The sequence below is a fragment of the Streptomyces sp. NPDC088252 genome (genome assembly GCF_044740965.1).
In the GTDB taxonomy this organism is placed as follows: Bacteria; Actinomycetota; Actinomycetes; order Streptomycetales; family Streptomycetaceae; genus Streptomyces.
On sequence record NZ_JBIURS010000030.1, the window covers coordinates 39,797 to 64,498 of the forward strand.

The 24,702-nt window shown below is 68.5% G+C and carries 18 protein-coding genes and 5 pseudogenes; 13 read left to right on the forward strand and 10 right to left on the reverse strand.

What is annotated here, in order from left to right; translation table 11 throughout:
- The first annotated feature begins 65 nt into the window (after positions 1-65).
- From ACIOHC_RS37975 to ACIOHC_RS37995, 5 genes are all read left to right on the forward strand, one after another.
- Positions 66-1,073, forward strand: coding sequence for a LacI family DNA-binding transcriptional regulator (locus tag ACIOHC_RS37975; RefSeq protein WP_351078747.1), 1,008 nt, complete (start codon positions 66-68; stop codon positions 1,071-1,073).
- Between the two features lie 274 nt (positions 1,074-1,347).
- On the forward strand, positions 1,348-2,763 hold the full coding sequence (locus ACIOHC_RS37980; RefSeq protein WP_351078745.1) for an extracellular solute-binding protein: 1,416 nt from the start codon (positions 1,348-1,350) through the stop codon (positions 2,761-2,763).
- A gap of 86 nt (positions 2,764-2,849) precedes the next feature.
- Positions 2,850-3,812, forward strand: coding sequence for a sugar ABC transporter permease (locus tag ACIOHC_RS37985; protein ID WP_351078742.1), 963 nt, complete (start codon positions 2,850-2,852; stop codon positions 3,810-3,812).
- An 18-nt stretch (positions 3,813-3,830) separates the two neighbouring features.
- The gene (locus ACIOHC_RS37990) at positions 3,831-4,706 is read left to right on the forward strand and encodes a carbohydrate ABC transporter permease (RefSeq protein WP_351078739.1); all 876 of its coding nucleotides are present in this window, start codon (positions 3,831-3,833) and stop codon (positions 4,704-4,706) included.
- Between the two features lie 150 nt (positions 4,707-4,856).
- Positions 4,857-6,461, forward strand: coding sequence for a glycoside hydrolase family 13 protein (locus tag ACIOHC_RS37995; protein ID WP_401846128.1), 1,605 nt, complete (start codon positions 4,857-4,859; stop codon positions 6,459-6,461).
- Positions 6,462-6,793: 332 nt separating this feature from the next.
- Here the strand turns inward: ACIOHC_RS37995 and ACIOHC_RS38000 are convergent, their stop codons facing one another.
- On the reverse strand, positions 6,794-7,630 hold the full coding sequence (locus tag ACIOHC_RS38000; protein ID WP_389637758.1) for a heparin lyase I family protein: 837 nt from the start codon (positions 7,628-7,630) through the stop codon (positions 6,794-6,796).
- Positions 7,631-7,758: 128 nt separating this feature from the next.
- A complete protein-coding gene (locus ACIOHC_RS38005; RefSeq protein ID WP_389637757.1) occupies positions 7,759-8,694 on the reverse strand; it encodes a PQQ-binding-like beta-propeller repeat protein in 936 nt (311 codons plus the stop codon).
- Between the two features lie 580 nt (positions 8,695-9,274).
- Here ACIOHC_RS38005 and ACIOHC_RS38010 point away from each other — a divergent pair.
- Both ACIOHC_RS38010 and ACIOHC_RS38015 read left to right on the forward strand, forming a co-directional pair.
- Positions 9,275-9,472, forward strand: a pseudogene (locus ACIOHC_RS38010) (LacI family transcriptional regulator); the annotation flags it as partial.
- 73 nt (positions 9,473-9,545) lie between these two features.
- Positions 9,546-9,731, forward strand: a pseudogene (locus ACIOHC_RS38015) (substrate-binding domain-containing protein); the annotation flags it as partial.
- 719 nt (positions 9,732-10,450) lie between these two features.
- Here the strand turns inward: ACIOHC_RS38015 and ACIOHC_RS38020 are convergent.
- On the reverse strand, positions 10,451-11,350 hold the full coding sequence (locus ACIOHC_RS38020; RefSeq protein WP_389637755.1) for an MBL fold metallo-hydrolase: 900 nt from the start codon (positions 11,348-11,350) through the stop codon (positions 10,451-10,453).
- 345 nt (positions 11,351-11,695) lie between these two features.
- On the opposite strand from ACIOHC_RS38020, the gene ACIOHC_RS38025 reads away from it, so the two are divergent.
- Positions 11,696-12,112, forward strand: coding sequence for a thiamine pyrophosphate-binding protein (locus ACIOHC_RS38025; protein WP_401846132.1), 417 nt, complete (start codon positions 11,696-11,698; stop codon positions 12,110-12,112).
- Complete coding sequence (locus ACIOHC_RS38030) at positions 12,094-13,344, forward strand: thiamine pyrophosphate-dependent enzyme (protein ID WP_401846134.1); 1,251 nt, start codon at positions 12,094-12,096, stop codon at positions 13,342-13,344. Before ACIOHC_RS38025 ends, ACIOHC_RS38030 begins: the two co-directional genes overlap by 19 nt.
- Positions 13,345-13,383: 39 nt before the next feature.
- Here the strand turns inward: ACIOHC_RS38030 and ACIOHC_RS38035 are convergent.
- Positions 13,384-13,531: pseudogene (locus ACIOHC_RS38035) on the reverse strand (RNA-guided endonuclease TnpB family protein); the annotation flags it as partial.
- 380 nt (positions 13,532-13,911) lie between these two features.
- Between ACIOHC_RS38035 and ACIOHC_RS38040 the strand changes: the two are divergent.
- Both ACIOHC_RS38040 and ACIOHC_RS38045 read left to right on the forward strand, forming a co-directional pair.
- A complete protein-coding gene (locus tag ACIOHC_RS38040) occupies positions 13,912-14,538 on the forward strand; it encodes an isochorismatase family protein (RefSeq protein WP_351078723.1) in 627 nt (208 codons plus the stop codon).
- A 327-nt stretch (positions 14,539-14,865) separates the two neighbouring features.
- Complete coding sequence (locus tag ACIOHC_RS38045) at positions 14,866-16,326, forward strand: multicopper oxidase family protein (RefSeq protein WP_365690346.1); 1,461 nt, start codon at positions 14,866-14,868, stop codon at positions 16,324-16,326.
- A gap of 313 nt (positions 16,327-16,639) precedes the next feature.
- Here the strand turns inward: ACIOHC_RS38045 and ACIOHC_RS38050 are convergent, their stop codons facing one another.
- Complete coding sequence (locus ACIOHC_RS38050; protein WP_351078718.1) at positions 16,640-16,975, reverse strand: hypothetical protein; 336 nt, start codon at positions 16,973-16,975, stop codon at positions 16,640-16,642.
- Positions 16,976-17,288: 313 nt separating this feature from the next.
- On the opposite strand from ACIOHC_RS38050, the gene ACIOHC_RS38055 reads away from it, so the two are divergent.
- Entirely contained in the window at positions 17,289-19,613 is a 2,325-nt protein-coding gene (locus ACIOHC_RS38055; protein WP_401846137.1) for a heavy metal translocating P-type ATPase, read from the forward strand.
- A 25-nt stretch (positions 19,614-19,638) separates the two neighbouring features.
- On the opposite strand, the pseudogene ACIOHC_RS38060 reads toward ACIOHC_RS38055, so the two are convergent.
- The 5 genes and pseudogenes from ACIOHC_RS38060 to ACIOHC_RS38080 all read right to left on the reverse strand — a co-directional run.
- Positions 19,639-19,860: pseudogene (locus tag ACIOHC_RS38060) on the reverse strand (amidinotransferase); the annotation flags it as partial.
- 659 nt (positions 19,861-20,519) lie between these two features.
- Complete coding sequence (locus tag ACIOHC_RS38065) at positions 20,520-21,047, reverse strand: GNAT family N-acetyltransferase (protein ID WP_401846139.1); 528 nt, start codon at positions 21,045-21,047, stop codon at positions 20,520-20,522.
- A gap of 384 nt (positions 21,048-21,431) precedes the next feature.
- The gene (locus tag ACIOHC_RS38070) at positions 21,432-22,511 is read right to left on the reverse strand and encodes a protein phosphatase 2C domain-containing protein (RefSeq protein WP_401846140.1); all 1,080 of its coding nucleotides are present in this window, start codon (positions 22,509-22,511) and stop codon (positions 21,432-21,434) included.
- A 781-nt stretch (positions 22,512-23,292) separates the two neighbouring features.
- Positions 23,293-23,712 carry a hypothetical protein gene (locus tag ACIOHC_RS38075; protein ID WP_351078709.1) on the reverse strand — a complete coding sequence of 140 codons (420 nt, stop codon included), beginning with the start codon at positions 23,710-23,712 and terminating at the stop codon, positions 23,293-23,295.
- A gap of 236 nt (positions 23,713-23,948) precedes the next feature.
- Positions 23,949-24,353, reverse strand: a complete 405-nt coding sequence (locus ACIOHC_RS38080) for a nuclear transport factor 2 family protein (protein WP_401846142.1) — start codon at positions 24,351-24,353, stop codon at positions 23,949-23,951.
- Positions 24,354-24,488: 135 nt separating this feature from the next.
- Between ACIOHC_RS38080 and ACIOHC_RS38085 the strand changes: the two are divergent.
- Positions 24,489-24,569, forward strand: a pseudogene (locus ACIOHC_RS38085) (VOC family protein); the annotation flags it as partial.
- Positions 24,570-24,702: the final 133 nt, after the last annotated feature.

The following is a 24,702-nucleotide window of genomic DNA, read 5'->3' on the forward strand; positions in this document are numbered from 1 at the left end:
GTCCCTCCAGCTGAGGTGCAGGATTAACGCAAGCTGCTTGCGCTGCTTGCGTTAGTCTTGCGTGTATGACGCGACGACTTGCTGAAGTAGCGAAGAAGGTGGGTGTCAGTGAGGCCACGGTCAGTCGGGTCCTCAATGGCAAGCCCGGGGTCTCCCAGGCGACCCGGCAGTCCGTACTCACCGCACTGGACGTGCTCGGGTATGAGCGGCCGACCCAGCTGCGGGGCGAGCGCGCGCGCCTCGTGGGCCTGGTCCTGCCCGAGCTGCAGAACCCGATCTTCCCGGCGTTCGCGGAGGTGATCGGCGGTGCGCTGGCGCAGCAGGGTCTCACTCCGGTCCTGTGCACCCAGACCAAGGGTGGCGTCTCCGAGGCCGATTACGTGGACCTGCTGCTCCAGCAGCAGGTCTCCGGCGTCGTCTTCGCCGGTGGGCTGTTCGCCCAGGCGGACGCTCCGCACGAGCACTACCGGCAGCTCGCAGAGCGGAAGATTCCGGTCGTCCTCATCAACGCCCCGATAGAGAACCTCGACTTCCCCTGCATCTCCTGCGACGACGCCGTCGCCGTCGAGCAGGCCTGGCGCCATCTGGTCTCGCTGGGTCATGGGTCCATCGGTCTGGTGCTGGGCCCCGCCGACCACATTCCCTCGCGGCGCAAGCTGGGGGCTGCGAGGGACGTCGCACGGGCCAACGGCGCGGAACTGCCCGACGTGTGCGTGGAGCGGACGATGTTCTCCCTGGAAGGCGGACAGGCGGCCGCGTCGCGCCTTCTCGACCGGGGTGTCACCGGCATCATCTGTGCGAGCGACCCGCTGGCCCTGGGTGCCGTACGGGCGGCTCGGCGGCGCGGCCTCGCCGTACCGGGCGACGTCTCCGTGGTCGGATACGACGACTCCGCCTTCATGAACTGCACGGAGCCTCCGCTCACCACCGTGCGTCAGCCCATCGAGGCGATGGGGCGCGCGGCCGTCGAGTTGCTGTGCACCCAGATCCAGGGCGGTGAGGTGCACCCCGGTGAACTGCTCTTCGAGCCCGAACTGGTGGTGCGCGGTTCGACGGCCCAGGCTCCGCGGTAGCCCCGGTCGTCGGCCCGCCTCTGTGCGTCGCGATGCCGCAGGGCCCTGTCCACTCTTCCCGGACAGGGCCCTGCGGCGTATCCGGGTCCGCGTAGCCGGGGTTGCTCGACGGCGGGTCCCGTGCTCTCGGGCGTCCCATGCGGTCATCTGTCAAACAATTACGAAATCAGCGCGAGATATTGCGTCAATCTATCGGCGATGGTTGAGTGTGCGACGCCCCGCAACGCATCGGCGGTGGGGCGACCTCCACGTTCATGCCCGAAGGGGACCACCCATGAGAAGTGCCCGGTTCCGCCGTATCCGCCGCGCCAGCGCGGTCACCCTCGTCTCCGCGCTCACGCTGACCGCGCTCGCCGCCTGTGGCACGAGCAGCAGCAACAACGGCAGCGATGGATCCGACGGTGGCGGGTCGACCGACCCCGCCGCCCCCCTGGATCCGAAGACCAAGGTGACGCTCACCATCGACTGCATGCCCCCTGCGGCGAAGGCGGCCGAGCTCAAGGAGTGGAAGGAGGACGTCGCCGAGTTCAACAAGACGTACCCGAATGTCACCATCGAAGGACGCTCCACACCCGGCCAGTGCCTGGAGCCACCACGCTTCACGGCGATGCTCAAGGCCAAGTCCCAGCCGGACGTGTTCTACACCTACTTCACCGATCTGCCTCAGGTCCTCGACAACGACGGTGCCGCGGACATCACCGCCTACGTCAACGACAAGAGCGTTCCCCTGCTGAAGGACATCGATCCGAACGTCCTCAACTCGCTCAAGCAGGACGGCAAGCTCTACGGCCTGCCCACCAGCAACTACACCATGGGCCTGCTCATCAACCGCAAGCTCTTCCAGCAGGCGGGCCTGGACCCCGACGCCCCGCCGCGCACCTGGGCGGAGGTCCGCGCGGCCGCGAAGAAGATCGCGGGCCTGGGCAAGGGCATCGCGGGCTTCGGCGAGTACAGTGCCGGCAACACGGGCGGCTGGCACTTCACCGCGCAGGTGTACAGCCTGGGCGGTGCAGTCGTCGACGAGAGCGGCAAGAAGGCCGCCTTCAACAATGAACTCGGCAAGCAGGTCGCCGAGAACCTGCACGCCATGCGCTGGCAGGACGACAGCATGGGCAAGACGCAACTGCTCAAGTGGGGCGACCTGCAGAAGCAGATAGCCACCGACAAGCTGGGCATGTTCCTGGCCGCACCCGACGACATCGCGTACATGGTCCAGCAACTCGGCGCCAGTTACGAGAACTTCGGGATGGGACCGATCCCGGGCGAGAGGAACACTCTGGCCGGCGGCAACAACTACATGGTCAAGAAGGGAATCTCCGGCGACAAGATCAAGGCCGCCGTCGCCTGGTTGAACTTCAAGAACCTCACCGTCGGCAAGGGGCAGTTCGAGTGGGCCCGCACCAAGGCCGACAAGCTGCCCGTGGGCGTTCCCCAGCCCAACTTCTGGCTGAACGAGTCCAAGACCAAGGACGACGCGGCCCGTGTCCAGTACGCCACCATGCCGGTCGCCAACTTCAAGACCTTCATGGACAACCCCGTCGCGGGCAAGGCGGAGCCGCCGAAGGCCCAGGAGGTCTACAAGGTCCTCGACAACGTGATGTCGGGCATCCTCACCAACAAGGACGCAGACGTCGACAAGCTGCTCGCCACCGCCGAGGCGCAGGTCAACCAGGTCCTGGCCAACCAGTGACCGGCACCGGGGGCCGGCCTGCCGGCCCCCGCGTCCCGACCGCTCCCCGACCGCACTCCGGCACATCCGCACCGAGGAGGCGACAGATGTCGGCCCCCACCATCTCCACCACGAACATGGCGAACAAGCCCCACCGCTCCCGGCACCACGGTCGCGGGCCAGGGCCTTCCGGCGGGACCTTCGCCAAGCACCTGCGTCGCAATCTCACGGCCCACGGCTTCCTGATCGGTGCCGTGATCTGCTTCTCGCTGTTCTCCTGGTACCCGATGGTGAGGGAGTTCCTGCTCGCCTTCCAGAAGACCGAGAGCGGGCGGACCACATGGGTCGGCCTCGCCAATCTGAGCACCGTCTACCACGACCCGGCCTTCTGGCAGGCCTGGCGCAACACACTGCTGTTCACCCTGCTCGCACTTGTCCTCGGCTTCGCCGTCCCGTTCGTCGTCGCGGTCGTCCTCAACGAGTTCCGGCACGCGCGGGGGTATCTGCGTCTGCTGGTCTACCTGCCGGTCATGCTGCCGCCGGTCGCCTCCGTACTGCTCTTCAAGTACCTCTACGACCCGGGGTACGGCCTGCTCAACGAGATCCTCGGCTTCTTCGGTCTGCCCGCGCAACAATGGCTCCAGGACCCGGACACCTCCATGCTCTCCGTGGTCATCGCGGCGACGTGGATGAACATGGGCGGCGCGACCCTGATCTACCTCGCCGCACTGCAAGGAATCCCCGGCGAGCTGTACGAGGCCGCGGAACTGGACGGCGCCGGTCTGTTCCGCAAGATCTGGCACATCACCATCCCGCAGACCCGGCTCATCCTCTCGCTCCTGCTGCTCATGCAGGTCATCGCGACCATGCAGGTGTTCGTCGAACCGTTCCTGCTCACCGGCGGCGCGGGCCCCGAGGGATCGACCACCACCGTCGTCTACCTCATCTACCAATACGCCTTCAACTTCAACAACTACGGCGCCGCGGCGGCGCTCGGCCTGGTCCTCCTCGTACTGCTCGCCGGTGTCTCGGCGGCGTACGTGAAGCTCAGCCGCGCCGAGGACGAGTAGGACCGGGGGATACGACGGATGTCCACACGCACACTCATCTCACCGGCCCAACTGGCCAGGCCCCGGGGCAGGATCGCCTACTGGGTGACCTTCGTCCTCGTCGTCGGTCTGTTCACTCTCGTGTTTCTCGGACCGCTCTACTGGATGGCGTCGAGCGGCCTCAAGTCCACTCAGGAAGCCGTCCAGATACCGCCGACCCTCGTCCCCGGGTCCTTGGAGTCCGGGAACTACTCCCGTGCCTGGGAGGTGATGGACCTCTCCCGGCTCCTCTTCAACACGCTGTACTACGCCTTCGGCGCCCTGGCCTTCCAGCTGATCTTCGACGTGGCGGCCGCCTATTCGCTCTCCAAGCTGCGGCCACTCTTCGGCAAGGCGATCCTCGGCATGATGCTCGCCACCCTGATGATCCCGGCGACCGTGCTTGTCGTTCCGCAGTACCTCACGGTCCTGGACGTGCCGTTCGTGGAGCGCAATCTGCTGAACTCCCCCTGGGTGATCTGGCTGCCCTCGGTGACGAACGCCTTCAACATCTTCCTGCTGAAGAGATTCTTCGACTCCATCCCGAAGGAACTGCTGGACGCCGCCTCCATCGACGGAGCCTCACCGATGCGCACACTGTGGTCGATCGTGCTGCCCATCTCACGGCCGATCCTGGGCGTCGTCTCCATCTTCGCCGTGGTCGGGGTCTGGAAGGACTTCCTCTGGCCGATGCTCACCCTGCCCGACCCGGCCATGCAGACACTCAACGTCGGCATCTACTCGCTCTCCAACGGCGTCCCCGAGAACGTGCTGATCGCCGCGCTCACGATCGCGTCCCTGCCGACGCTGCTCATCTTCCTGATCTTCCAGCGCAACATCATGAGCGGCCTCACCGCCGGTGGTCTCAAGGGCTGACAGCCCGCGCGCACCCGCACCGAGCATTCCCGCCCCGCACACGTCCCACCCTTCTCGCATCTCCATGAAGCCTCCGCCGCCGGCCCGTTCCCCGGCGCCCCGCTGTCCGGGCCGGCGGTGGAGAACCCCCCTGCCCGAAAGGACCCTCACGTGGCAGCCCCTCACTCGGAACACACCGACGACTGGTGGCGCAGCGCCGTCATCTACCAGGTGTACCCACGCAGCTTCGCCGACGGCGACGGCGACGGCACCGGGGACCTCGCGGGCATCCGGGCGAGACTGCCCTACCTCGTCGAACTCGGCGTCAACGCCCTGTGGTTCACGCCCTGGTACGTCTCACCACTCGTCGACGGCGGCTACGACGTCGCCGACTACCGCGCCATCGACCCTGCCTTCGGAACACTCGCCGAGGCGGAGAAACTCATCGCGGAAGCCCGCGAGTCCGGCCTCCGGGCAATCGTCGACATCGTCCCCAACCACGTGTCCGATCAGCACGTCTGGTTCCGGGCGGCCCTGGACGCCGGGCCCGGCAGCCCCGAGCGCGAGCTGTTCCACTTCCGGCCCGGCCGGGGTGAGAACGGCGAACTCCCGCCCAACGACTGGCCCTCCCAGTTCTCCGGACGCACCTGGACCCGCGTGCCCGACGGTGAGTGGTACCTCCACCTCTTCGCCCCCGAGCAGCCCGACCTCAACTGGGCCCACCCGACGGTCCGTCAAGAACACGAACAGATACTGCGCTTCTGGTTCGAGCGGGGCGTCGCGGGCGTACGGATCGACTCCGCGGCACTGCTCGCCAAGGACCCGGAACTCGCCGACTTCGTCGAAGGCGTCGACCCCCACCCCTACATCGACCAGGACGAACTCCACGACATCTACCGGTCCTGGCGCGCCATAGCCGACGAGTACCAGGGGATCTACGTCGGCGAGGTCTGGCTGCCCGATTCCGAGCGCTTCGCCCGCTACCTCCGTCCCGACGAACTGCACACCGCCTTCAACTTCAACTTCCTCGCCTGCCCATGGCAGCCGGACCGCCTGCGGCGCACCATCGACAACACCCTGGCCGAGCACGCCCCGGTCGGCGCCCCCGCGACCTGGGTCCTGTGCAACCACGACGTGACCCGGACCGTGACACGGTACGGCCGCGAGGACACCGGATTCGACTTCGCCGAGAAGGCCTTCGGGACACCCACGGACCTGGACCTCGGTACGCGGCGCGCCCGGGCCGCCGCCCTGTTGACCCTGGCGCTCCCCGGCGCCGTCTACGTGTACCAGGGCGAGGAACTGGGCCTGCCCGAGGCCGATGTGCCCCTGGATCGCATCCAGGATCCGATGCACTTCCGCTCCGGTGGCACCGACCCGGGACGCGACGGCTGCAGAGTGCCGCTCCCGTGGGTCGCCGATGCGCCGCACAGCGGTTTCGGCTCGCGGGGCGAACCCTGGCTGCCGCAGCCGGAGGACTGGCCGTCCTACGCCGCCGACCGGCAGAGCACCGACCGCGCCTCGATGCTGACGCTGTACCGCGAGGCGCTGCGGCTGCGACGTACCGTCCCCGGCTTCGGGGACGAGTCGCTGACCTGGCTGCCGTCCACGCCGGGGGTCATCGCCTTCGGCCGGGGTCGTAGCCTGACCTGCGTCGTCAACCTCGCCGCGGAGCCCGCGGAGCTCCCGGCCCACACGGACGTCCTGCTCGCCAGCGGCCCCCTGGACGACCGGGGCCGCCTCCCGCAGGACACGGCGGTGTGGCTGCTGGCCTGACCCCCAACGCCGAACCGCCCCGCCGCACCGGTTCAGGCTGGTGCCGGCCTCCGGCCGCAGCCAGTTGCTGACATCGACGGCCAGAACGGAAGACTCCGGCAACTCCTCGACCGCGTACCGGAAGCCGCGCGCATCGTTTGCCTGCTCCCGGCCGCGACCGGCATCGTGGCCGGGCTCGGACTGGCCGGACACCTGGTCGGGCGGACGCACGAATGCGACTGGCCGGCTCAGGACGTACGGTCCGTTCCGGTGGTCACCGGAACGGACCTCGTGCAGGACGAGATGAGCAGCGGGGAGACGCCGGGGCGGGCCCGACACCCGCCCCTTCGGGCTCACTCGCCCGCGAGATCCTGAACACTGACGTCGTCGTGCTGCACGACCCGCGTCGGAACATCTCCGTTCTCGATGCTCTGGCTGGGCCGGTAGAGGCCCCACTTGATGTAGCCGAAGCCCGTGGGGTTCTCGGGGTGGAAGGTCTGCACGTTCTCGTACGTCTTCCGCAGGGCGAAGTCCGATTCGCCGGGCATACGGGTGGAGATCTTGTAGGAGCCGGTCTTGTCGTCCGTCCAGCGGACGTCCACGCGGAACGTCATCCACTGATTGACGTACGGGCGGAAGTCGTCGACCACATCGGCGTGCAGTTCGAGCGTGGGTGACCGGAACGCGATGCTGTTGCGCTTGGCCATCAGGTAGAAGGACGGCCGGTTCCCGCCGGCGTGCTTCCCCTGGAAGATGATGTCGCCGCTCTCCGAGTCCCCCGGCTCGTAGGTCTTCCAGTCCTTCAGGAGGACGCTGAACCGGTACCGGCGCACGTCGCCCACATGGAATGCCCCCTGGGGGACGTTGTTCGTGGCGCTCTCGCTGCGTGGGGCTCCGTCGGACTCGTAGCCGGAGTCCCCGAGCGTCACCTTGTGCGTGATGGCGTAGTCGTCCCCGGACTTGACGACGGACGAGGCGTCCTGCGCGGTGGCGTGCGTCGTCGTCAGTGCGGGGATTCCCGAGTTGAGGCTGCCGTCCTCGTAGTCGATGTCGAGCAGCGCGGAATGCGTGCTGCTCCGGGGCTGCTGCACCGCGGATCGGCTCGGCCTGTCCTGACCTGCCTCGGCGCCGTTCGGGTCCACCACGCTGAGAGTCCCGGCCAGGGCAAGGGCGGTCGAGGCCCAAACCATTGCCTCCCTGTGCATTTCCGCGTCCCTTCCTGTAGTCGTTCTCCATCGGGTCGTACGGTCACCGGCCGGGCCTGTCGGTGATCCGGATCAAGTTGCGGCCGCGCATGGTGTAGAGATGGCCGGCCTCGTCATTGGTGAGGTGGGAGCCGCTGTACCAGCCGCCGTTGACCGCGGGGACGACGGTGCTGACGGCGAAAGTGCGGGGGATCGAAGCGGAACACGGTCGTGTCGGAGACTCCGTACACCACACCGCGGTTGGTCACCATGGCGGCGAACCCGTTGCAGACCTCTCTGACGTCCGCCCGGTGCACGAGGGTGCGCCGGTGAAGATCGATGACGAAGAGGCCACCCTTGCGTGACAGGCCGTAGAGGTCTCGTCCTCTGATCGCCAGAGCCGCTGTGCCTGCTGTCTGCTGCGGGTCGATGCACCAGAGTTCCTTGCCGCGGACGGGATCGAACGCCACCACGGTGCTGCGCGGGCCGGTGGCGAGGGTGTTGTCACCGCCGAGGTACGCCACGCCGTCCTGGCTCGCGATGCCGCGGACGCACTGCATCGCGTCGACAGGATCGACGAAGCACCGGGACCGGCCTGTGCTCGGGTGGTACGTCCACAGTGAACCGCCGCCCTCTGTGTCGGACTGCACGCCGACGAGCACGAGGCCGTTCGTCCGGTCGAGGGTCACGTCCAGGGGCCGGTTCTGCTCGTGAAGGAAACCGGCCACCTGACGCATCTGCTCGTCGTGGTCGGGGTCGTGGCGCCAGATGCCCAGCGAGTTGTACTGGCCGGTGTACAGGGCTCCGCCGTGGACGACGCAGTCCTTGGCCTCGCCGGGTGCGCGAAGGTTGACGACGTCGCCGGAGCGCAGTGAGTGACGGGCGAGAGTGCCTGTACCGCCGACGTACACGTAGCCGTCGCCCGCGGCGAGGCCCATGGCCAGCTGCGGGGTCCGGGGGGCGCCCGCTTCCCCCAGGTCGGTGACCGCCGAGGTGCCCGCACCCGGGTCGATCTCCGCGACGAAGCCGAAGGCCGAGGTGACGACGATCTTTCCGTCCCGGCTGTCCACGGCTCGGCGTGACCGCGGTGACCGTCCGGCGGGATGTCACGATCCTGGCCGACCGGGGCCTGGTGCAGCGCGTGCACGGCGGGGTCACCCAGCCCCACCGTGGTCATCCGCCCGAGCAGCGTGCCCTCACTGCCTCCTCGCCCTTCGGGCGGCTGCCCGGTCAGGTCCTGGTGGGCATGGTGGTCCCCACAGTCGAGTTCTACTGGCCGCCCGTCATCCAGGGCGCCCAGTCGGCCGTGGCCGCCGCGGGCGGAAGGCTCGTGCTCCGCGGTTCCGCCTACGACGCCGCGGAGGATCGACGCCAGGTCTCCGCGCTCCTCAACCGCGGGGCACGTACCTTGCTGATCGCCCCCACCACCACTGGAGAGGCCGGTCTGGAGCTCCTGCGCTGGCTCGGCAGCCTCACCGTCCCGGTCCTGCTGGTCGAGCGTCTTCCGCCACCGGCACTGCCCACGCTGCCGCTCGACGCGGTGACCACCGCGCACAACCTGGGGGCAGGCCAGGCGGTACGGCACCTTGTCGCATCGGCCACCACCGGATCGCCTTCATCACCGCCCGTTTCAGCCCCACGGCCCAGGCCCTGCTCGAAGGGTGGCGGGAGACCGTCGTCTCTCTCGGCCTGTCCGGCCGTGAAGACCTCGAATTCGACGTACCCGCGTACGGGTCGCCCGGCTGGGCCGACGCGTACGACGCCGTACCGCGCCGCTGCCACGACGCAGGGGTCACGGCACTGTTCGTGCACTCCGACAGAGAAGCCATCGGCCTGACGGAGCGCGCCCGCGACCGAGGGCTCGCCGTCCCCGACGACCTGGCCGTCGTCTCGTACGACGACGAAGTCGCCGCGGCATCCGACCCCCCCGTTGACTGCCGTGCGCCCACCCAAGCACCGGCTCGGCTCGGTCGCAGCCGAAATGGCCCTGGCGCGCATGGCCGACCCGACCGAACGCCCCGTACACCGCGTGCAGTTGTGGCCCACCCTGGTCGTCCGCGCGTCCTGCGGGGGCGCCGGGACCACTTCGGCACCAGTCGGCTGGTGAGTTGTCGGCCGACCGTCGCGCGGCTTCTACGCGCTGCGGCCTGCATCCGACCAGACCTCCTTGCGGCGCGTCGAACGGGATCTGACGCTGTCCACTGGCGCGAGCGAAGGAGCCGAGATGCAGCACTTCCCTCAACAGGGTCCCCCGACAGGTGGAGATGGTCGCCGAACTCCCTGCCGGGCGCCGCGCGCCACAGAACGGGCAAGGTGAAGTAGTTGTTCTGGATGTTGTGGTCGCCGACCATCCAGGCACATGCAGCGTTGAAGACATGGCCCGATGTACCGCCGGTCCCCTGGCCGCCGGGGGTCGGAGTGGTCGTCGGGGCCCGAAACGATCGTCCTGTCGGTCATGGTCGCCGGTCTGTACCGCGGTCGGCCCGATGAACGTGTTCTCACTCACCACGTTCCTGCCGCCTTCGGGGCCGGCAGCACGAGAGAGGGCCTGCACCTGAGCCACGGCCTGCCGCAGGGCCTCGGCGAAGAGGGGGTCGCGCTCGGCCGCGTCCTCCACCCGCTGGATCGGTTCGCGTCTGGCGCGACAGAGCTACAGCCTTGTCCTCCGTGGTTGTTGACCGTTGACCAGGTCCGAGAGGCGGCACGGACCGGCCGGAAGGTCACGCTCGCGGAGCGAGGCTCGTCAAGCTGCCCTACAGGGTGATGTGGGGGAAGCACTCGGCGTCAGGAACGAGGCCCACAGGGCCAAGCACCGCGAGCATGCCCTCATCTCCATGCCGCCCATTCCTTCACCGCAAACCGGTCCCCGACGCGACGTACTTGGGCTGCGCCCGGCCCGGGCAGGTGCGCGGGGAACAGCAGGGCGCCCCGGTCCGCGGCCTCCCCCAGCACCCGGCGCCGGCTGCCCCGTGCGCGAGCTTCGTCCTCGTCGAAGCCGGGGCAGTCGTCCGGCTCCACGATCTGCAGTGGGCTGTGCAGCAGGTCCCCGACGAACACCGCCCGGTCCGTGCCCGACCGCAGCCGTACTACGCTGGAGCCGGGCGTATGGCCGGGAGCGGGCTCGATACGGAGCTGGGCGTCGATGTCGTGGTGGTCGCCCTCCCACAGCACGGTCTGTCCGGCCTGGTGCACGGGGGCGACGCTGTCCTCGAAGACGTTGGCCATCTGTGGGCCGGAGCGGGTCCGGTGCCCGTTGGCCGGGTTCCAGTAGTCGAAGTCGGCGCGCGAGATGACGTACTGGGCGTGGGGGAAGGTCGGTCGCCACTCTCCGTCGTCCGTCAGGCGGGTGTTCCAGCCGACGTGGTCGCCGTGGACATGGGTGCAGATCACCGTGTCGACGTCCTGCGGGCGGATGCCTGCCGCGGCCAGCTCACCGAGGTAGTGGGTCTTCAGATGGTCGAAGGACGGCATGGCCGGTCGCTCCCGGTCGTTGCCGATGCCGGTGTCGATCAGGATCGTCCGGCCCTCGCTGCGGATCAGCCAGGTCTGGATCATCAAGTGGACCTCGTCGGCGGCCGGGTCCAGGAAGGTGGGGGCGAGCCAGTTCTCGTGTGCCTGCCAGTGCTCGACGGGCACGTCGGGGAAGACGTAGTCGCGGGCGCGGCCCTTGGCCGGCAGCTCCACCACACGAGTGATCTCCGCGTTTCCAAGCACGATGGTGTCCATGCCCCCAGCCTGCGTGCCGAATGACGCAGACGCTATCGGTCGCATGACCACACCTCGGAGGGAGCGGGATGCGGCGCGATGCGACCGCTCGGCGACGCACCGCACCGGGTTGGAGTCGGACGGTGACCAGGGGGACGGAGAACGGAATCACAGATCGGTCGCACGAGGTGCGAACGCGCGAGAGTCGGGCCCCTGAGAAGCTCACGCGAACAGCGCAATTTGCGGTGACCACGACGACGGCGCCCGGGAGGGTGAGCCCATCCGGCGCATACTGGGTCGAACGACCGGCCCGAGGTGCTGTATCGCGGGCATCGCACCAGCGCGGCACTCCAGCCGTCAGCCACAGTGAGCATCAGCATCACGATCAGAGAACTGGTGGTGTCAGTGGCTCCGCAATCAACCGTCCACAGTGTGACCTACGATCTGCTGCGCTCCCTTGAACTGACCACCGTCTTCGGCAACCCCGGTTCGACGGAGCAGCCATTCCTTCAGGATTTTCCCGACGACTTCACCTACGTGCTGGCACTTCAGGAAGCTTCGGTCGTCGCCATGGCCGATGCCTTCGCCCAGGTCACGCGGCGCCCGGCGCTGGTCAACGTCCACTCCTCGGCGGGACTGGGCAACTCCCTGGGCAATCTCGTGACTGCGTACCACGGCAGCACTCCCCTGATCGTCACGTCCGGGCAGCAGCACGCGAGATGGTCATCGGCGATCCGTACCTGGGCAACCGGGAAGCGACCACCATGCCCAAGCCGTGGGTGAAGTGGTCCTACGAGCCCGCGCGCGCCGAAGACGTTCCGGATGCCTTCATGCGGGCCTATGCGATGGCCCTGCAGCCGCCGGCCGGGCCGGTCCACCTTTCGATTCCGCTCGACGACTGGAAGGTGCCATTGGCCGGCCCTGCCCGTCTGCGTACCGTAAGCGACCGGGTGGTCCCGGACGAACGGCGCCTGCGGCTCTTCGCCGATCGCATCTCGGCCTGCAGCCGGCCCGCCCTGGTCTTCGGACCGGAGGTGGATCGCAGCGGCGGATGGGACTCGGCGGTCGCCTTGGCGGAAAAGCTGCGCGCAGCCGTGTACGGGGCCCCTTTGCTGGACCGCGCCTCCTTCCCCGAGGACCATCCGCTCTTCCGCGGCCCGCTCGGAATCTCCATCAAGGCCATCAGTGACCGCCTGGCCGGACACGACCTGGTCGTCGTGATCGGTGGCGAGGTGTTCCGGTACTACCCCTACGTTCCCGGCGACTACCTCCCGGCCGGCACGAGTCTGCTGCAGATCACGGGCAACCCCGAAGTGGCCGCGGCCGCACGGATGGGCGACAGCCTGCTGGGGGACACCAGGATTGCCATCGACCAGCTCCTCGAACTCGTCACCGAAGGGTCCGCACGCAGCGCCCCCACGCCGATGGAAAGGCCCCGCAAGCTCCCCTCGGCACCGAGCCGGCCGCTCACCCCTCCGGAGGTGTACGCCTCGCTCAGCAAGGTCAGACCTCTCGACGCCGTCATCGTCAACGAGTCGACCTCCACCATGGCCCAGCAGATCGAGTGGCTTCCGACCGTCAAACCCGGATCCTTCTTCGCCACAGCCAGCGGAGGCATCGGCTGGGGCACGCCGGCTGCGGTAGGGGTCGCCTTGGCCGATCGGAACAGAGGCGTCTCCCGACCCGTCATCGGCCTCATCGGAGACGGATCGTTCCAGTACTCCGTCCAGGCCATCTGGACAGCTGCCCAGCACAAGCTGCCGATCGTCTACGTGGTCATGCGCAACAACGAGTACTCCATCCTCAAATCCTTCGCAGAGCTGGAGGAGACGCCCGGCGTGCCGGGGCTCGACCTGCCCGGCATCGACATCGCCTCCCTGGCCCGCGGCTTCGGCTGCCGCGCCGTCGACGTCGACACCACCAAGGACCTGGAACGCGAGTTCACACAGGCCCTCACCGCCGACACAACAACGGTCGTCGTGGTCTCCACACAGCCCCAGAAGGCGGCTCTCTAGTCAGTTGACTTCCTCCCCCCTCGTGAGCGAAGGGGATTCCTACGGCTCGCGCCGTGGAGGTTTCTCCTTCGTCGCCGACTGCCCGCCCGGAGGTCTCCGTCTTCGCTGCGTTCACGTCCCGGTCGTGGGTCGTTCCGCAGTCGCACGTCCAGGTACGGAAGGTCAGCGGCGTCTTCTCGACGAGGGAGCGCACGACCTGCTTGTGCTGTCCGGAGGCGCGGGCGAGTTCGCTGGCACGGATGCCGTCGGCACGCAGGAGCGCGAGGACGGTACCGGCACGGGCGGGATGTCGTCGAAGCCCTGCCCGGCGAGCGCGGTGAACAGCTCACACTGAATGGAGAGGAGCACCCGGGCGGGCGAGCACGCCGAGATCCGGTTCCATGGTCTGATGCCCGGTCACCGACCGCCCGCTGGGCTCGGACATCGTCACCTCACCCCCGGAGCGACGTCGCGTTCGGTGCTTGCACTCCGGAAGGCCTAGGCATAGCTTCAAAAGTAGTCACCAAACTCGACTGTCGAGTTTGGTGACCAGTGAAGCTGCGACTCACCTCCCCAAAGGAGCGGAACATGAGCGAGCGCAGCAAGTTTCTGGAACCGATCACCCGCGAGAACGTCGCCGTGGTGCTGGTGGACCACCAGGTGGGCCTGCTGTCCGGCGTCCGGGACATCCCCCTCGGCGAGCTGAAGCACAACGTGGTGGCGCTGGCACGCGCGGCGACCGTTTTGGGCATCCCGCTCGTTGTCACCACCACTGCGGCCGACAGCATGTGGGGGCCGACCACCGCCGAGCTGGTTCAGGTGCTGCCGCCCGGACAGAAGATCATCGACCGCAGCACGGTCAACGCCTGGCACGACGACCGGGTCCGCGGAGCCATCGAGACCACCGGCCGACAGAAGCTGATCTTCGCCGGGGTGTCGCTCGAAGTGTGTGCCGCACTGCCCGCGATCTCCGCGACAGCCGCCGGGCACGACGCGTACGTCGTCGTGGACGCCTCCGGCACGTTCAGCCAGGCCAAGCGCGAGGCCGGACTGCTGCGCATGCAGCAGGCGGGCGTCATCGTCAGCGACTACGCCACCCTCATGGTCGAGGCCTTGGCCGACAACGCCTCCCCCGACGCCGGCGCCCTCTACGCCGCCCTCGACATGCCGTTCGCCGTCCTGGTCGGTCAGATCTCCGCGGCCTACCACGTCTAACCAGGGCCTCTCGTTCGGATCATGTCGGGCTCGCGTGCCCCATAGCCGTTCCTCGCCGCGTTGTCGTCGGTCGCGGCTCCCTCCTCCGCCTTGCTACCCACGGAACCGAGCCCCGCTCCTGCGTGAACTCCGCTGCCGGGTTCATTCAAGTGAACGGAGTCACCGTCCGGGTGCGACCGGGGGCATCGCCGCCTCCACCGTGCATACGATCCGGGTCACGGACCGTCCATGTATCGACACTCGTTCCCGGCCGAGCGTCACCCGCGCGGCCGCACGGTTCCCCTGGGGAGTGACGTGACCCGGCTCAACACCCGTTTCCCTCCGACCTTGACGGCCATTGGCCTGGCGCTCGCCGTGGCCGGGCTGTCCGGCGGCGTGGCGCACACACCGACGGAGTTCTATCGCGCCGCATACAGACCCGCCACGCAGTACGGCCACCCCGCCTCAGGGAGCGCGGAGCCCCTGCTCCAGGACCCACCGGAGCTCGTCAGCAACGGCGGCGTACTCAAGGCGACCATCGTCGTCGAGCGGCGCAAGGTCCAGGTCGGCGACCACCGGTTGTACGCGACGACCTACAACGGTGCCTACATGCCGCCCACGTTGCGCGTGCGTCCGGGTGACCGCATCGACCTGACCATGACCAACAGGACCGACAAGCACACCAACCTGCACACGCACGGACTCATGGTCTCGCCACGCTCCCCCGCCGACAACATCTTCATCTCCATCAAGTACGGGCAGTCGTACCACTACACGTACAAGCTCCCGCGCGATCACCCCACCGGCACCTACTGGTACCACTCACACGCCGACATGCTGTCCGCCCCCCAGGTCGCCGGGGGCGAGTCGGGCATCATCGTCGTCGACGGCCTGCGACGGCATCTGCCGCCGTCGTTGCACCACATCACCGAGCACACCATCGCGCTCAAGGACTTCCAGGTCGAGGGCGACGCGATCAAGACCCATCCCCTCAGCATCGGCGCGCCCACCAACCGCACCGTCAACGGCCAGCACAACCCCGTGATCCGCATCCGGCCGGGCGAGACCCAGTTGTGGCGGCTGGCCAACATCGGCGCCAACATCTACTACAAGCTGCACCTGCCGGGCGCCCGCTTCCATGTGATCGCCCAGGACGGCGTTCCGGTGGGCAGGATCTACGCCAAGGACACGCTGCTCATCCCCGCCGCCGCACGCTTCGACGTCCTGGTCCAGGGCGGTGCTCCCGGCACCAACCGGCTGGAGACGCTGCCCTACAACACGGGCCCGGCCGGCAACCAGCTCCCCCAGGCCGACCTCGCGACCGTCGTCACCGGCGGCACTCCCCTGCCACGGACGACGATCCCGAGTCGCTTCGCCCCGCAGGAGGACCTGAGCGACGCGAAGATCGCGGCCCGCAAGACGATGGTCTACACGGAGAACACGGCGGGCACCGTCTTCTACATCAACGGCCGGACGTTCGACCCGAAACGGACCGACTTCACCTCCACCCTCGGCACCGTCGAGGAGTGGACCGTCCGCAACGACTCCGACGAGGACCACAGCTTCCATCTGCACACCGACCACTTCCAGTTGATGAGCACCGACGGAAAGGCAGAGGACCCCTCCCACAGCGTGTACGACACGGTGAACGTGCCCAGGCGCGGCGCCATCGTCATCCGCGTCCACTTCAGGGACTTCACCGGCAGGACTGTTCTGCACTGCCACATCCTCAACCACGAGGACATGGGCATGATGTCCGTCCTCGACATCGTCCCGCCCCACACCCTCCAGAAGACGCCCGGCAAGTGACCTCCGACGGCCGACGGCACATGGGCCTGCGATGCCGCCGGCCCGGAGTCCATGGAGCTTCCCGTAGGCGCCGACACGGGGCCGGGCGCCTGCTCCGCAGTATCGGAAGGACGAACCGCTCAGCCTGCCGTTCGCCCCTGACCGGGCGCGCATGCCGCGCGGGGCACAGTCGTGTAGCAGGCCGGCCCAGGAATCGGCAGTCGGACCTGGACTGGTTCCCCTCGCTGAACGCCTTGTGGTCGGCCTGCCACCGCGCGATGAGCCGAGTGACGGTGGTCGGCGGGGGAAGCCGGCCGTAATGCCCAGGAGCTTCTCAGGGCGGCCACGAAGTCGGCCGAAGACAGGCCGTGGAGCAGGGGCAGCTCTTCGCTGACCTTCGGGGGCTGCGGCACCACGACGGGATCGCGGGAGAGAATCGCTTGCGCTCGCCGGTGTCCTCATCGACGCGCTTGCCGTCGGCCCGCGGCGCTTTCACGTCGATCACGCAGGCCGCCGTGGTGACCTTCCGGGGCCGGTGGTAGCCGTTGCGCACCACCGGCTTCTTCATGGGCATGTTCTTTTCTTCTGCCTCCAGCACCACCGGCCCGACGACGAGTCGACCGCCTTCCCCGATGAGGTCTGGCTGGCGCAGAGCTGCGTCGATGGGCACGATTGGAGGTGGACCGGCGGGGGCTTCGCGTGCGTCGTTGTTCGGCCGGATGCAAGGTGGTGCGCGCGGACCTCGCGTGAGCTCTCCGGACGCAGCGGCTCCACCCGGCCAAGCTCTGGGGCGTTCCAGTTCCGTCGGACAGGCCGTGGGCAATGCCCATTCCGTCGCCCAACCTGCGGACCGTCCGGTCGGCCCTGGCCGGCGGCCGCCGCCCTTGGTGGCGTGCTGGTGCCGGTGTGTCGTGGACAGGTACGGGTGCGAAAGGCAGGACATGGGGCTTCAGTCCATCAATTCGGAACGGCAGGGGTGAGCCATGGGGCATTCCGCCGGGACAGGACCGGTTCGCCGGCTGGCAGCGGCCCTGCCCGCGGGGCTCGAACCGGCGCTGCTGGCCACTGCGGCAGCGGCCCTCACGGCCGGTGGTGTGGCCTGGGTGGTCGGCGCCGGCAGCCTGGCTGACCTGTTCTGGGGCCTGGGCACCGTATCCGCCATCGTCCCAGCGGTGGGGTGGGTTCTGGCTGCGTTGCACCGCGGTCAGGCGGGCGTGGACCTGATCGCCGTCCTGGCCCTCTGCGGCACCCTGGCCGTGCGCGAGTACCTGGCGGGTTCCCTGATCGCCCTGATGCTTGCCACCGGTCGCACGCTCGAATCCGCCGCTCAGCGGCGGGCCTCCCACGACCTGCGGGCCTTGCTGGAGCACGCTCCCCGCACGGCCCGTCGACTCACCGACGCCGGGGTGCATACCGTGAAGCTGGCCGAAGTGGGCGTCGGTGACCTGCTCGTGGTGGGCCCGGGCGAAGTGGTCCCGGTCGACGGCCGCCTGGAGAACGCCGCTGTCCTTGACGAGTCGGCTCTCACCGGTGAACCCCTCCATATCGAGCGGGCGCCGGACGAATCAGTGCGCAGCGGGGTGGTCAACGCAGGCGGTGCCTTCGAATTGCGGGCCACCGCTACCGAGCAGGACAGTACCTACGCCGAGATCGTGAAGCTGGCACAGCAGGCCGGTGCGGAATCCGCCCCCGTGATCCGCCTGGCCGACCGGTATGCGGCCTGGTTCCTTCCTCTGTCCCTCGCGGTGGCCGGACTGGCCTGGCTCCTGAGCGGCTCCGCGGTCCGGGCAGTCGCGGTCCTGGTGGTCGCCACTCCGTGCCCCCTGCTGCTGGCCGCACCGGTCGCGATCGTCTCCGGCCTGTCCCGTGCCTCCCGCCTCGGCGTGGTGATCCGCGACGGCGGCGCGCTGGAGAACCTCGGCCGCGCCCGCACTCTCTTGCTCGACAAGACCGGAACCCTCACGGGTGGCCGTCCGCGCGTTCTGGACATCGCTGCCGCACCGGGGTGGAAGCCCGCAGAGATACTGCGCCTCGCCGCCTCGGTCGACCACTACTCGCCGCATGTGCTGGCCCACGCCATCGTCGACGCCGCCCGGGAACGCGGGCTGGAACTGTCGGTGCCCTCGGACGTCACGGAGGAGCCGGGCCGAGGCGCCTCGGGCACCGTGGACGGGCACCGGCTGTCGGTCGGCCGTGTCGATACTCAAGATGCTCCCCCGGCCTGGGCCCGGGCCGTGGACAATCGCGCGCTGCTCGATGGCGCGGCCGTCGCCTGGCTGAGCGTCGACGAGCGTTTGGTCGGCGCCGTCCTCCTGCGTGATCCCATCCGCCCGGATGTGCCCAGAACCCTGCGACACCTGCGCACAGCTTGCATCGAGCGGATCATGATGCTCACGGGCGACCGTGCCGAACCGGCGCACGAAGTGGCCACCGTCCTCGGCCTCGACGGCGTACGAGCCGAACTCGACCCCGCGGACAAGGTTGCCGCGGTCCGCACCGAACGCGGCCGGGCCATCACCGTCATGGTCGGCGACGGGGTCAACGACGCCCCCGCGCTCGCCGCAGCGGACATCGGGGTCGCCATGGGCGCCCGCGGCTCCACCGCCTCGTCCGAGGCCGCCGACATCGTCTTGACCACTGACCGCATGGACCGCCTTGCCGACGCCGTCGCGATCGCCGGACGCGCCCGGCGCATCGCCGTACAGAGTGCGCTGGGCGGCATGCTGATGTCGTTGGCCGCCATGGTCGCAGCCGCCGCCGGCCTGCTCCCGCCCGCCGCCGGCGCCCTGCTCCAAGAGGGCATCGACGTCGCGGTGATCCTCAACGCCCTGCGTGCCCTGCGCGTTGACCGGGCAACGCGACCGACCCTCACCCCGGCCGCTGAAGCGCTCGTTCACCGCTTCGCGGCCGAACACGACGACCTGCAGGATGTCCTCGACGCCGTACGCGACGCCGCCGACCGTCTCTGCGACAGCCCCGGCCGCAGGGCCCTGGCTGCCGTCGAGGAGACGCACCGGCTGCTCACCGAACGACTCCTTCCGCACGAGTACGCCGAAGAACACCAGCTCTACCCCGCACTCGCCCCGACGCTCGGCGGCCCCGAGGCCACCGCCACCATGAGCCGCGCCCACACCGAGATCGAACGCCTGGCCCGACGCATCGCCACCCACCTGCGCCTGGCCCACACCGACGGTGGCCTGACACCTGATCAACTCGGCGACTTGCGCTCCTGCCTCTACGGGTTGCACACCGTCCTGCGACTGCACTTCGCCCAGGAAGAAGAGAGCTACTTCTCACTGACACCGTGACACACGGGCAAGCACGGACACACAAATACGATTCGAGCGTCCCGCGACGCCGGACATCGAGTGTCGCGCAGTGGAATGAGCCGCCGAACGGCGCATAGTGCAGCAGGTCGCACGGAATAGGCTCGAACCCCCCAATTTCCCAACGCACGCAGCATGTCCGTGTGGTGCCGCTCCGCGATCACCGTTTCTCGTCGATCAGGAGAACGTTCATGCTGAGCCACTTGCCGCACATCGAAGTGATCTTGAGTCGTGACCAACCGCATCGATGCTCCGACCTCGGCCTGCGGCGTCCTTGCCGACATGTTGTTGCTCGTCGGGGCAGTTCGTGGGCACCGCTCCGGAGCATCGGCTCTCTGGATCGCGGCTGGAGCTGTGATCTTCCTCAGTACTTTGTACGCGCTCGTGCGGGACGTGCGGCGACACCGCACAGGGCCGACGACCTGACGAACGGCGCCGGGGCCCTGCCGGAGAGCCGACCGAGGTCGCGACGCCCTGCGGGCGGGCCGTTGTGGGTCTGGGCATGCGGGTCCGGTGCCGGAGGGCCGAAGAAGAGGAGTTGACGAAAGCCAAAAGGGAGTGACAGCGTCTTTGCGCGGGACAGCCGCAACCGCGGTCTCTGCGTAACTCGCAGGAGATCCGCAGCAGGCCGCGTCAGCCGCAGGCCCCCCGTTCCAGCCCCTGAGCGACGTCCCGGAGCACGGCTCCCCCACGCCGAGTGCCTCACCAACGCCGTCGCCCTGTGACTCTGCCCGACAGCCGGCCATGAGCACCGCCCGGAGCACTGGTCAGCGCGTCGCAACGGTGTGCAGCCGACGACCGACGCCGCGAGTGGCACGGCCTATGGGGGGTGGCCTCCCAATGCGCCATGGTCGTCCTCAGCGGGCTCGCAGTCCTGGCCGAGGTCGCTCAGCCCTGGTGGCCGACCCGCAGGGTCTTCTCAAGGAGCGTGAACGACTTGGGTGCACCGCCCGGCTGCGACTTGCCCGCCTTGTGGCCGACGAGCCGGTAGCCGTCGTCCAAGTAGTACGTGTTCAGGCGCACGTTGCCGGCCAGGCAGTCCAGACGTACGTACTCCCGCCCCGCAACGGCCACGCGGTGCTCCGCGGCTCGCAGCAGCAGCCGCCCCGTTCCCGGCCGGGCAGTGCTGCGGTCCACCATCAGCCGGTGCACATAGCCGGCCACTGGCGGCTGCGGTCCCCAGGCCTCCCCGTCCGCCCACCACAGTTCCCAGGCCCCGGCCGTACGCCCCTCGGCCTCGGCGAGCCAGACCTCGCCAATCGCCATGAGCCGGCGGAAGTGGTCCTCGTCCAGCTCACCGGGTTGCCACTGGCCGGTATTGCCCTGGGCGATCATCCAGCGGGCAGCATCGTCGCGCAGGCGAACGAGGGTGGCGAGGTCGGCTTCGTCGGCGAGGCGGAAGTGCAGATCGTTCACGGCGCGATCCTCGCACGTGTGCTCGACGCTGCGCCGATCGACCGAACGAGGACGCCAGCCGCCCACTCCGTCCCTCCAGCCACAGTCGGGCAATCGTTTGCCACCTGCGGCTGTCCTGTCTCTGGCGTCTTCGGGCAGGGTGGGGCGGTGACCTGTGCCTACGGTTGAGCGGAACGAGTTGGCGGTTGATGTCCCGCTCAACCGTGGACAGCCAGATGGTTCACCCGCGCAGCCGGGCCGACAGGCGCCGTGGAGCCTGTCGCAACGTACTGGCTGCCATGGCTCGGGGAGCCGGTTCGGGTCGCCCGACTTGTTGGGCGAGCCGGTACTTTTCGGCCTCGCGGATGAGTTCCTGAGAGCGGATCTGGTGCATGTCGCTCGCTCCTACTGCTGAAGCTCCATGACGTCGGCGACCACACAGCTGACGTTGTCGGGGCCGCCGGATCCGTTGGCCAGGGCTATGAGTTCGCGGACCGCCTGCTCGGGCTCACCGATCTCCGAGAGCACCCGGCGGGTCTCCCCGGTCGACACGGCGGTGGACAGACCGTCGGAGCAGAGCAGGTATCGGTCTCCCTGCTGTGCGTCGTGGAGGCGCATGTCGGCAATGGCGTCGGCTCCTTGGCTCAGAGCTCGTATCAGCAGCGACCGCTGAGGGTGGGAGGCGGCTTCTTCCGGGCTGAGGCGCCCTTCGTCGACCATCGACTGCACCATGGTGTGGTCGTGGGTGATCTGGAACAGCTCTCCGTCGCGCAGCAGGTAGCCGCGGGAATCGCCGATGTGGACGAGGGCCAATTGCGATCCGGTCCAGAACATCGCGGTGAGTGTCGTGCCGGCCTCCTCGGGGGAAGAACCGCCCCCGGCGGCCCCGTGGACGGCCTGTTTGGCCTGTTCGATCGCGTCTTCAAGGACGTTGAGGAGATTGCCCGCCGGGATACTGCCGGTTTCGAGGTGCTTGAGTGCGGCTACGGCGGCCGCGCTCGCGGGGGCTCCCTGGCTGCCGTAGCCGTCGGCGACAGCGAGCAGGCGGGGCCCGGCGTAGGCGGTGTCCTGGTTGCTCTTGCGGACAAGGCCTGTGTCGGACAGGGCGGCGTAACGGATTTCGAGCGGCGTGGCGGTAGGGGACATGGCGGGGTCCTTCTGGGACAGGTGGTCGATGAGGAGGGTGGCGAGGTCCCGCCGTGCGGCAGTGTCGGCTTCGACCTGGGCCCAGAACGCGCGGATCTCCTGGGACGCCTGGCCTGCCTCCAGCGTGCAGACCTCCTGGATCCGGGCGAGAGGCATCCCCAGGCGTCGGAGCCAGGCGACCAGTCGGGCCCGGTCCAGTTGCTCCGGGGCGTAGAGGCGGTAGCCGGTCACCGGGTCGACGCGAGCGGGGGTCAACAGGCCGAGCTCGTCGTAGAGACGCAGCGCCTTCGGCGACAGCCGGGACGCCTTCGCGAACGTCCCGATGGTCAGCAGCCCCATGCTCGTTCCTCCCATGCCGGGCACGTCGCCCGGCCTCATTGATGCTGTGGGCTCCCCCAAGGTGAAGGTCAACCAAGGGCTCCGCTCGATCCCGTCCGATGGTCTCCCACTCGTTCGGAGAACGCGTGATCAGTCGAGACACCGGTCCGTCGTCGGGCCTCGATGCCGCGCTGGGCGGTGGGTACGAGTGCGCCTCTCGGTGCGATCGGGAGGCATTCGGCCGCCGACGCGCCGCGCTGAGCCGAGGAACGCACGCCCATCACGAGGTCGCTTTCCCAGCGGCCCGGGACGGCGCGATCCTCGACCTCGGCGGGGGAGGCAGGTCTGCCGCCCAACCGCCTCCGTGACGGCAACGGCCGACTGACTCCCGCATGCGCTATGATTGATCTTGGAAGTTCGCCGCAACTCACGGCGACTGACGCTGCGTTGGTGGTCCAAGGAAAGACACCCCGCTTCCTGCGGGGAAATGCAGGTGCAAGGCCTGCCCAGCGCTCGCTCGCGAGGCCCTTCCCCCGCCGGGGGAAGGGCCTCGTCACGTCCCCGCTGCCTTCACCCACGAAGACCCCACAACAACGACCGCGGCAGCGTGCGCGCACGAGCCGGTGGCCGGCGGACCGTTCAGAACCACTCCCTTCGGTCCCACCCCACGTGCGCGGGTCGGAACCGATGACTCAGCGGGGCGTCGGCGATGTGCCCGACGCCCCGCGCCCGGTGCGGACACCGGGGCAGATGAGACAACCCCGGCGCCGGCAGCGCACCCCTGCCGTGGTGGGAGCGGTTCTCAGCGGACCGTCACGTTGAAGATCGGCGAGGCCGTGGCGCCGCTGACGATGCGCAGGTCGTTCTTGCCCTTCAGTCCGAGCTTGACGCCGAGCGAGTAGGAGCCGTCCCGCGAAATGCTCGTGGACGCGGGCAGGCTGACCCACTTGCCGTGCTGCTTCTGCTGGAGGGTCACCTTGCTGCCCGCCTTGAGGCCGGTGGTCTGGCCCGTGACCCGGAACAGCTGCCAGGCGCGGACGGAGGACACCGACGGCTTGGCCGTGATGCCGGCCCCGGCGGGCACGGCCTTCCGGGCGACGGCGACCGGGGTTGCGTTGTGTGCGGCCGGGGTTACTGCCATCGCGGTGCCCGCGAGGGCGAGGGAGGCCGCGCCGAGGACACCGACGACAGCTGTGCGCAGGGAGCGCCGCTTCGAGACCATCACAGTTCTGCCCCTTTCTATGATGAGAACAGCCTTTCGCGCCATAGGGCACCTACGTGCCGATTGGCGTAGTCACTAGAAACGACGGCACAGCGGGGGCAGACGTTCATCGGGTCTGTGTCGCTGTCTTGTAACAGCCGAGCGGGGCCGAGGGCGATGACGTCAGGAGCAGCCCGGCGTTGCCGCGAAGCCACGTCGACGCATCGACCAGTTATGGGACAGCCTTTGGCCCCGGGTCAGGCCCTGGCGATCCTCCTGCCCGGCATCGGCTCCGCGAGTGTTGTCCGCCATTCAGGCGCACCGAAAGCGTCCGCGAAGTACTGCGTCTCGTGCACCACGTGCCCGTGGGTGAATTCCATGATGCTCACTGAGTAGGTGGGCACACCGTCGTACGTGATGACACACTCGCTCACCCACAGATCCCCACTGCCGACAATCCGGTGGACGGTGAAGTGGCGACTGGCGGGGTGCCCGCCACGTTGCGCCGAAATCGCCGCACGGCCCCGGAATCTTTCACCTGACTGGGGGTAGTCGAGAATCGCGTCCGCAGCATAGATGGCGTGCTCGGCTTCGGCATCGCCACGTTCCGATGCCCGCCAGTGTTCCTCAAGTGCGGCCCTGGTCCGCATATCAGGATCCATCGCATTGTCCCTTCTGCAGACAGCCGGAGCGATCCGGGATCCGGGAACGCTCCGAGGCTTCCTCTCCGGAGGCCGGGCCATTGAACGTATGGGAAACGGTGAAAGCGTAGACCCTCAACGCAACGACTCGGCCTTTACACGACCGTTGCGCCGTGCGTCGTCACCGACGACACGAAAGCCTTCATCGACTTCGTCACCCAGGTGTTCGGGGGCGGCTCAGCGGTCGACACCACGGACGCAGCAGTAGACCGGTCAGAACCACCGGGTGCCCCATGGTGTCCAGGCTTCGCATGTGCCGGCCCCGTGCCCAAGGAGGTCTGCCCACCTGCTTCGGTAGCTTGCCTGTTGG

What these genes read in the sequence shown, in the direction of transcription:
- ACIOHC_RS38040 (WP_351078723.1), top strand. Translation starts at nt 13,912, where the DNA reads ATGAGCGAGCGCAGCAAGTTTCTGGAACCGATCACCCGCGAGAACGTC.
- ACIOHC_RS37975 (WP_351078747.1), top strand. Translation starts at nt 66, where the DNA reads ATGACGCGACGACTTGCTGAAGTAGCGAAGAAGGTGGGTGTCAGTGAG.
- ACIOHC_RS38075 (WP_351078709.1), bottom strand. Translation starts at nt 23,712, where the DNA reads ATGGTCTCGAAGCGGCGCTCCCTGCGCACAGCTGTCGTCGGTGTCCTC.
- ACIOHC_RS37985 (WP_351078742.1), top strand. Translation starts at nt 2,850, where the DNA reads ATGTCGGCCCCCACCATCTCCACCACGAACATGGCGAACAAGCCCCAC.
- ACIOHC_RS37980 (WP_351078745.1), top strand. Translation starts at nt 1,348, where the DNA reads ATGAGAAGTGCCCGGTTCCGCCGTATCCGCCGCGCCAGCGCGGTCACC.
- ACIOHC_RS38030 (WP_401846134.1), top strand. Translation starts at nt 12,094, where the DNA reads ATGCCCAAGCCGTGGGTGAAGTGGTCCTACGAGCCCGCGCGCGCCGAA.
- ACIOHC_RS37990 (WP_351078739.1), top strand. Translation starts at nt 3,831, where the DNA reads ATGTCCACACGCACACTCATCTCACCGGCCCAACTGGCCAGGCCCCGG.
- ACIOHC_RS38055 (WP_401846137.1), top strand. Translation starts at nt 17,289, where the DNA reads ATGGGGCATTCCGCCGGGACAGGACCGGTTCGCCGGCTGGCAGCGGCC.
- ACIOHC_RS38020 (WP_389637755.1), bottom strand. Translation starts at nt 11,350, where the DNA reads ATGGACACCATCGTGCTTGGAAACGCGGAGATCACTCGTGTGGTGGAG.
- ACIOHC_RS38000 (WP_389637758.1), bottom strand. Translation starts at nt 7,630, where the DNA reads ATGGTTTGGGCCTCGACCGCCCTTGCCCTGGCCGGGACTCTCAGCGTG.
- ACIOHC_RS38080 (WP_401846142.1), bottom strand. Translation starts at nt 24,353, where the DNA reads ATGGATCCTGATATGCGGACCAGGGCCGCACTTGAGGAACACTGGCGG.
- ACIOHC_RS38070 (WP_401846140.1), bottom strand. Translation starts at nt 22,511, where the DNA reads ATGGGGCTGCTGACCATCGGGACGTTCGCGAAGGCGTCCCGGCTGTCG.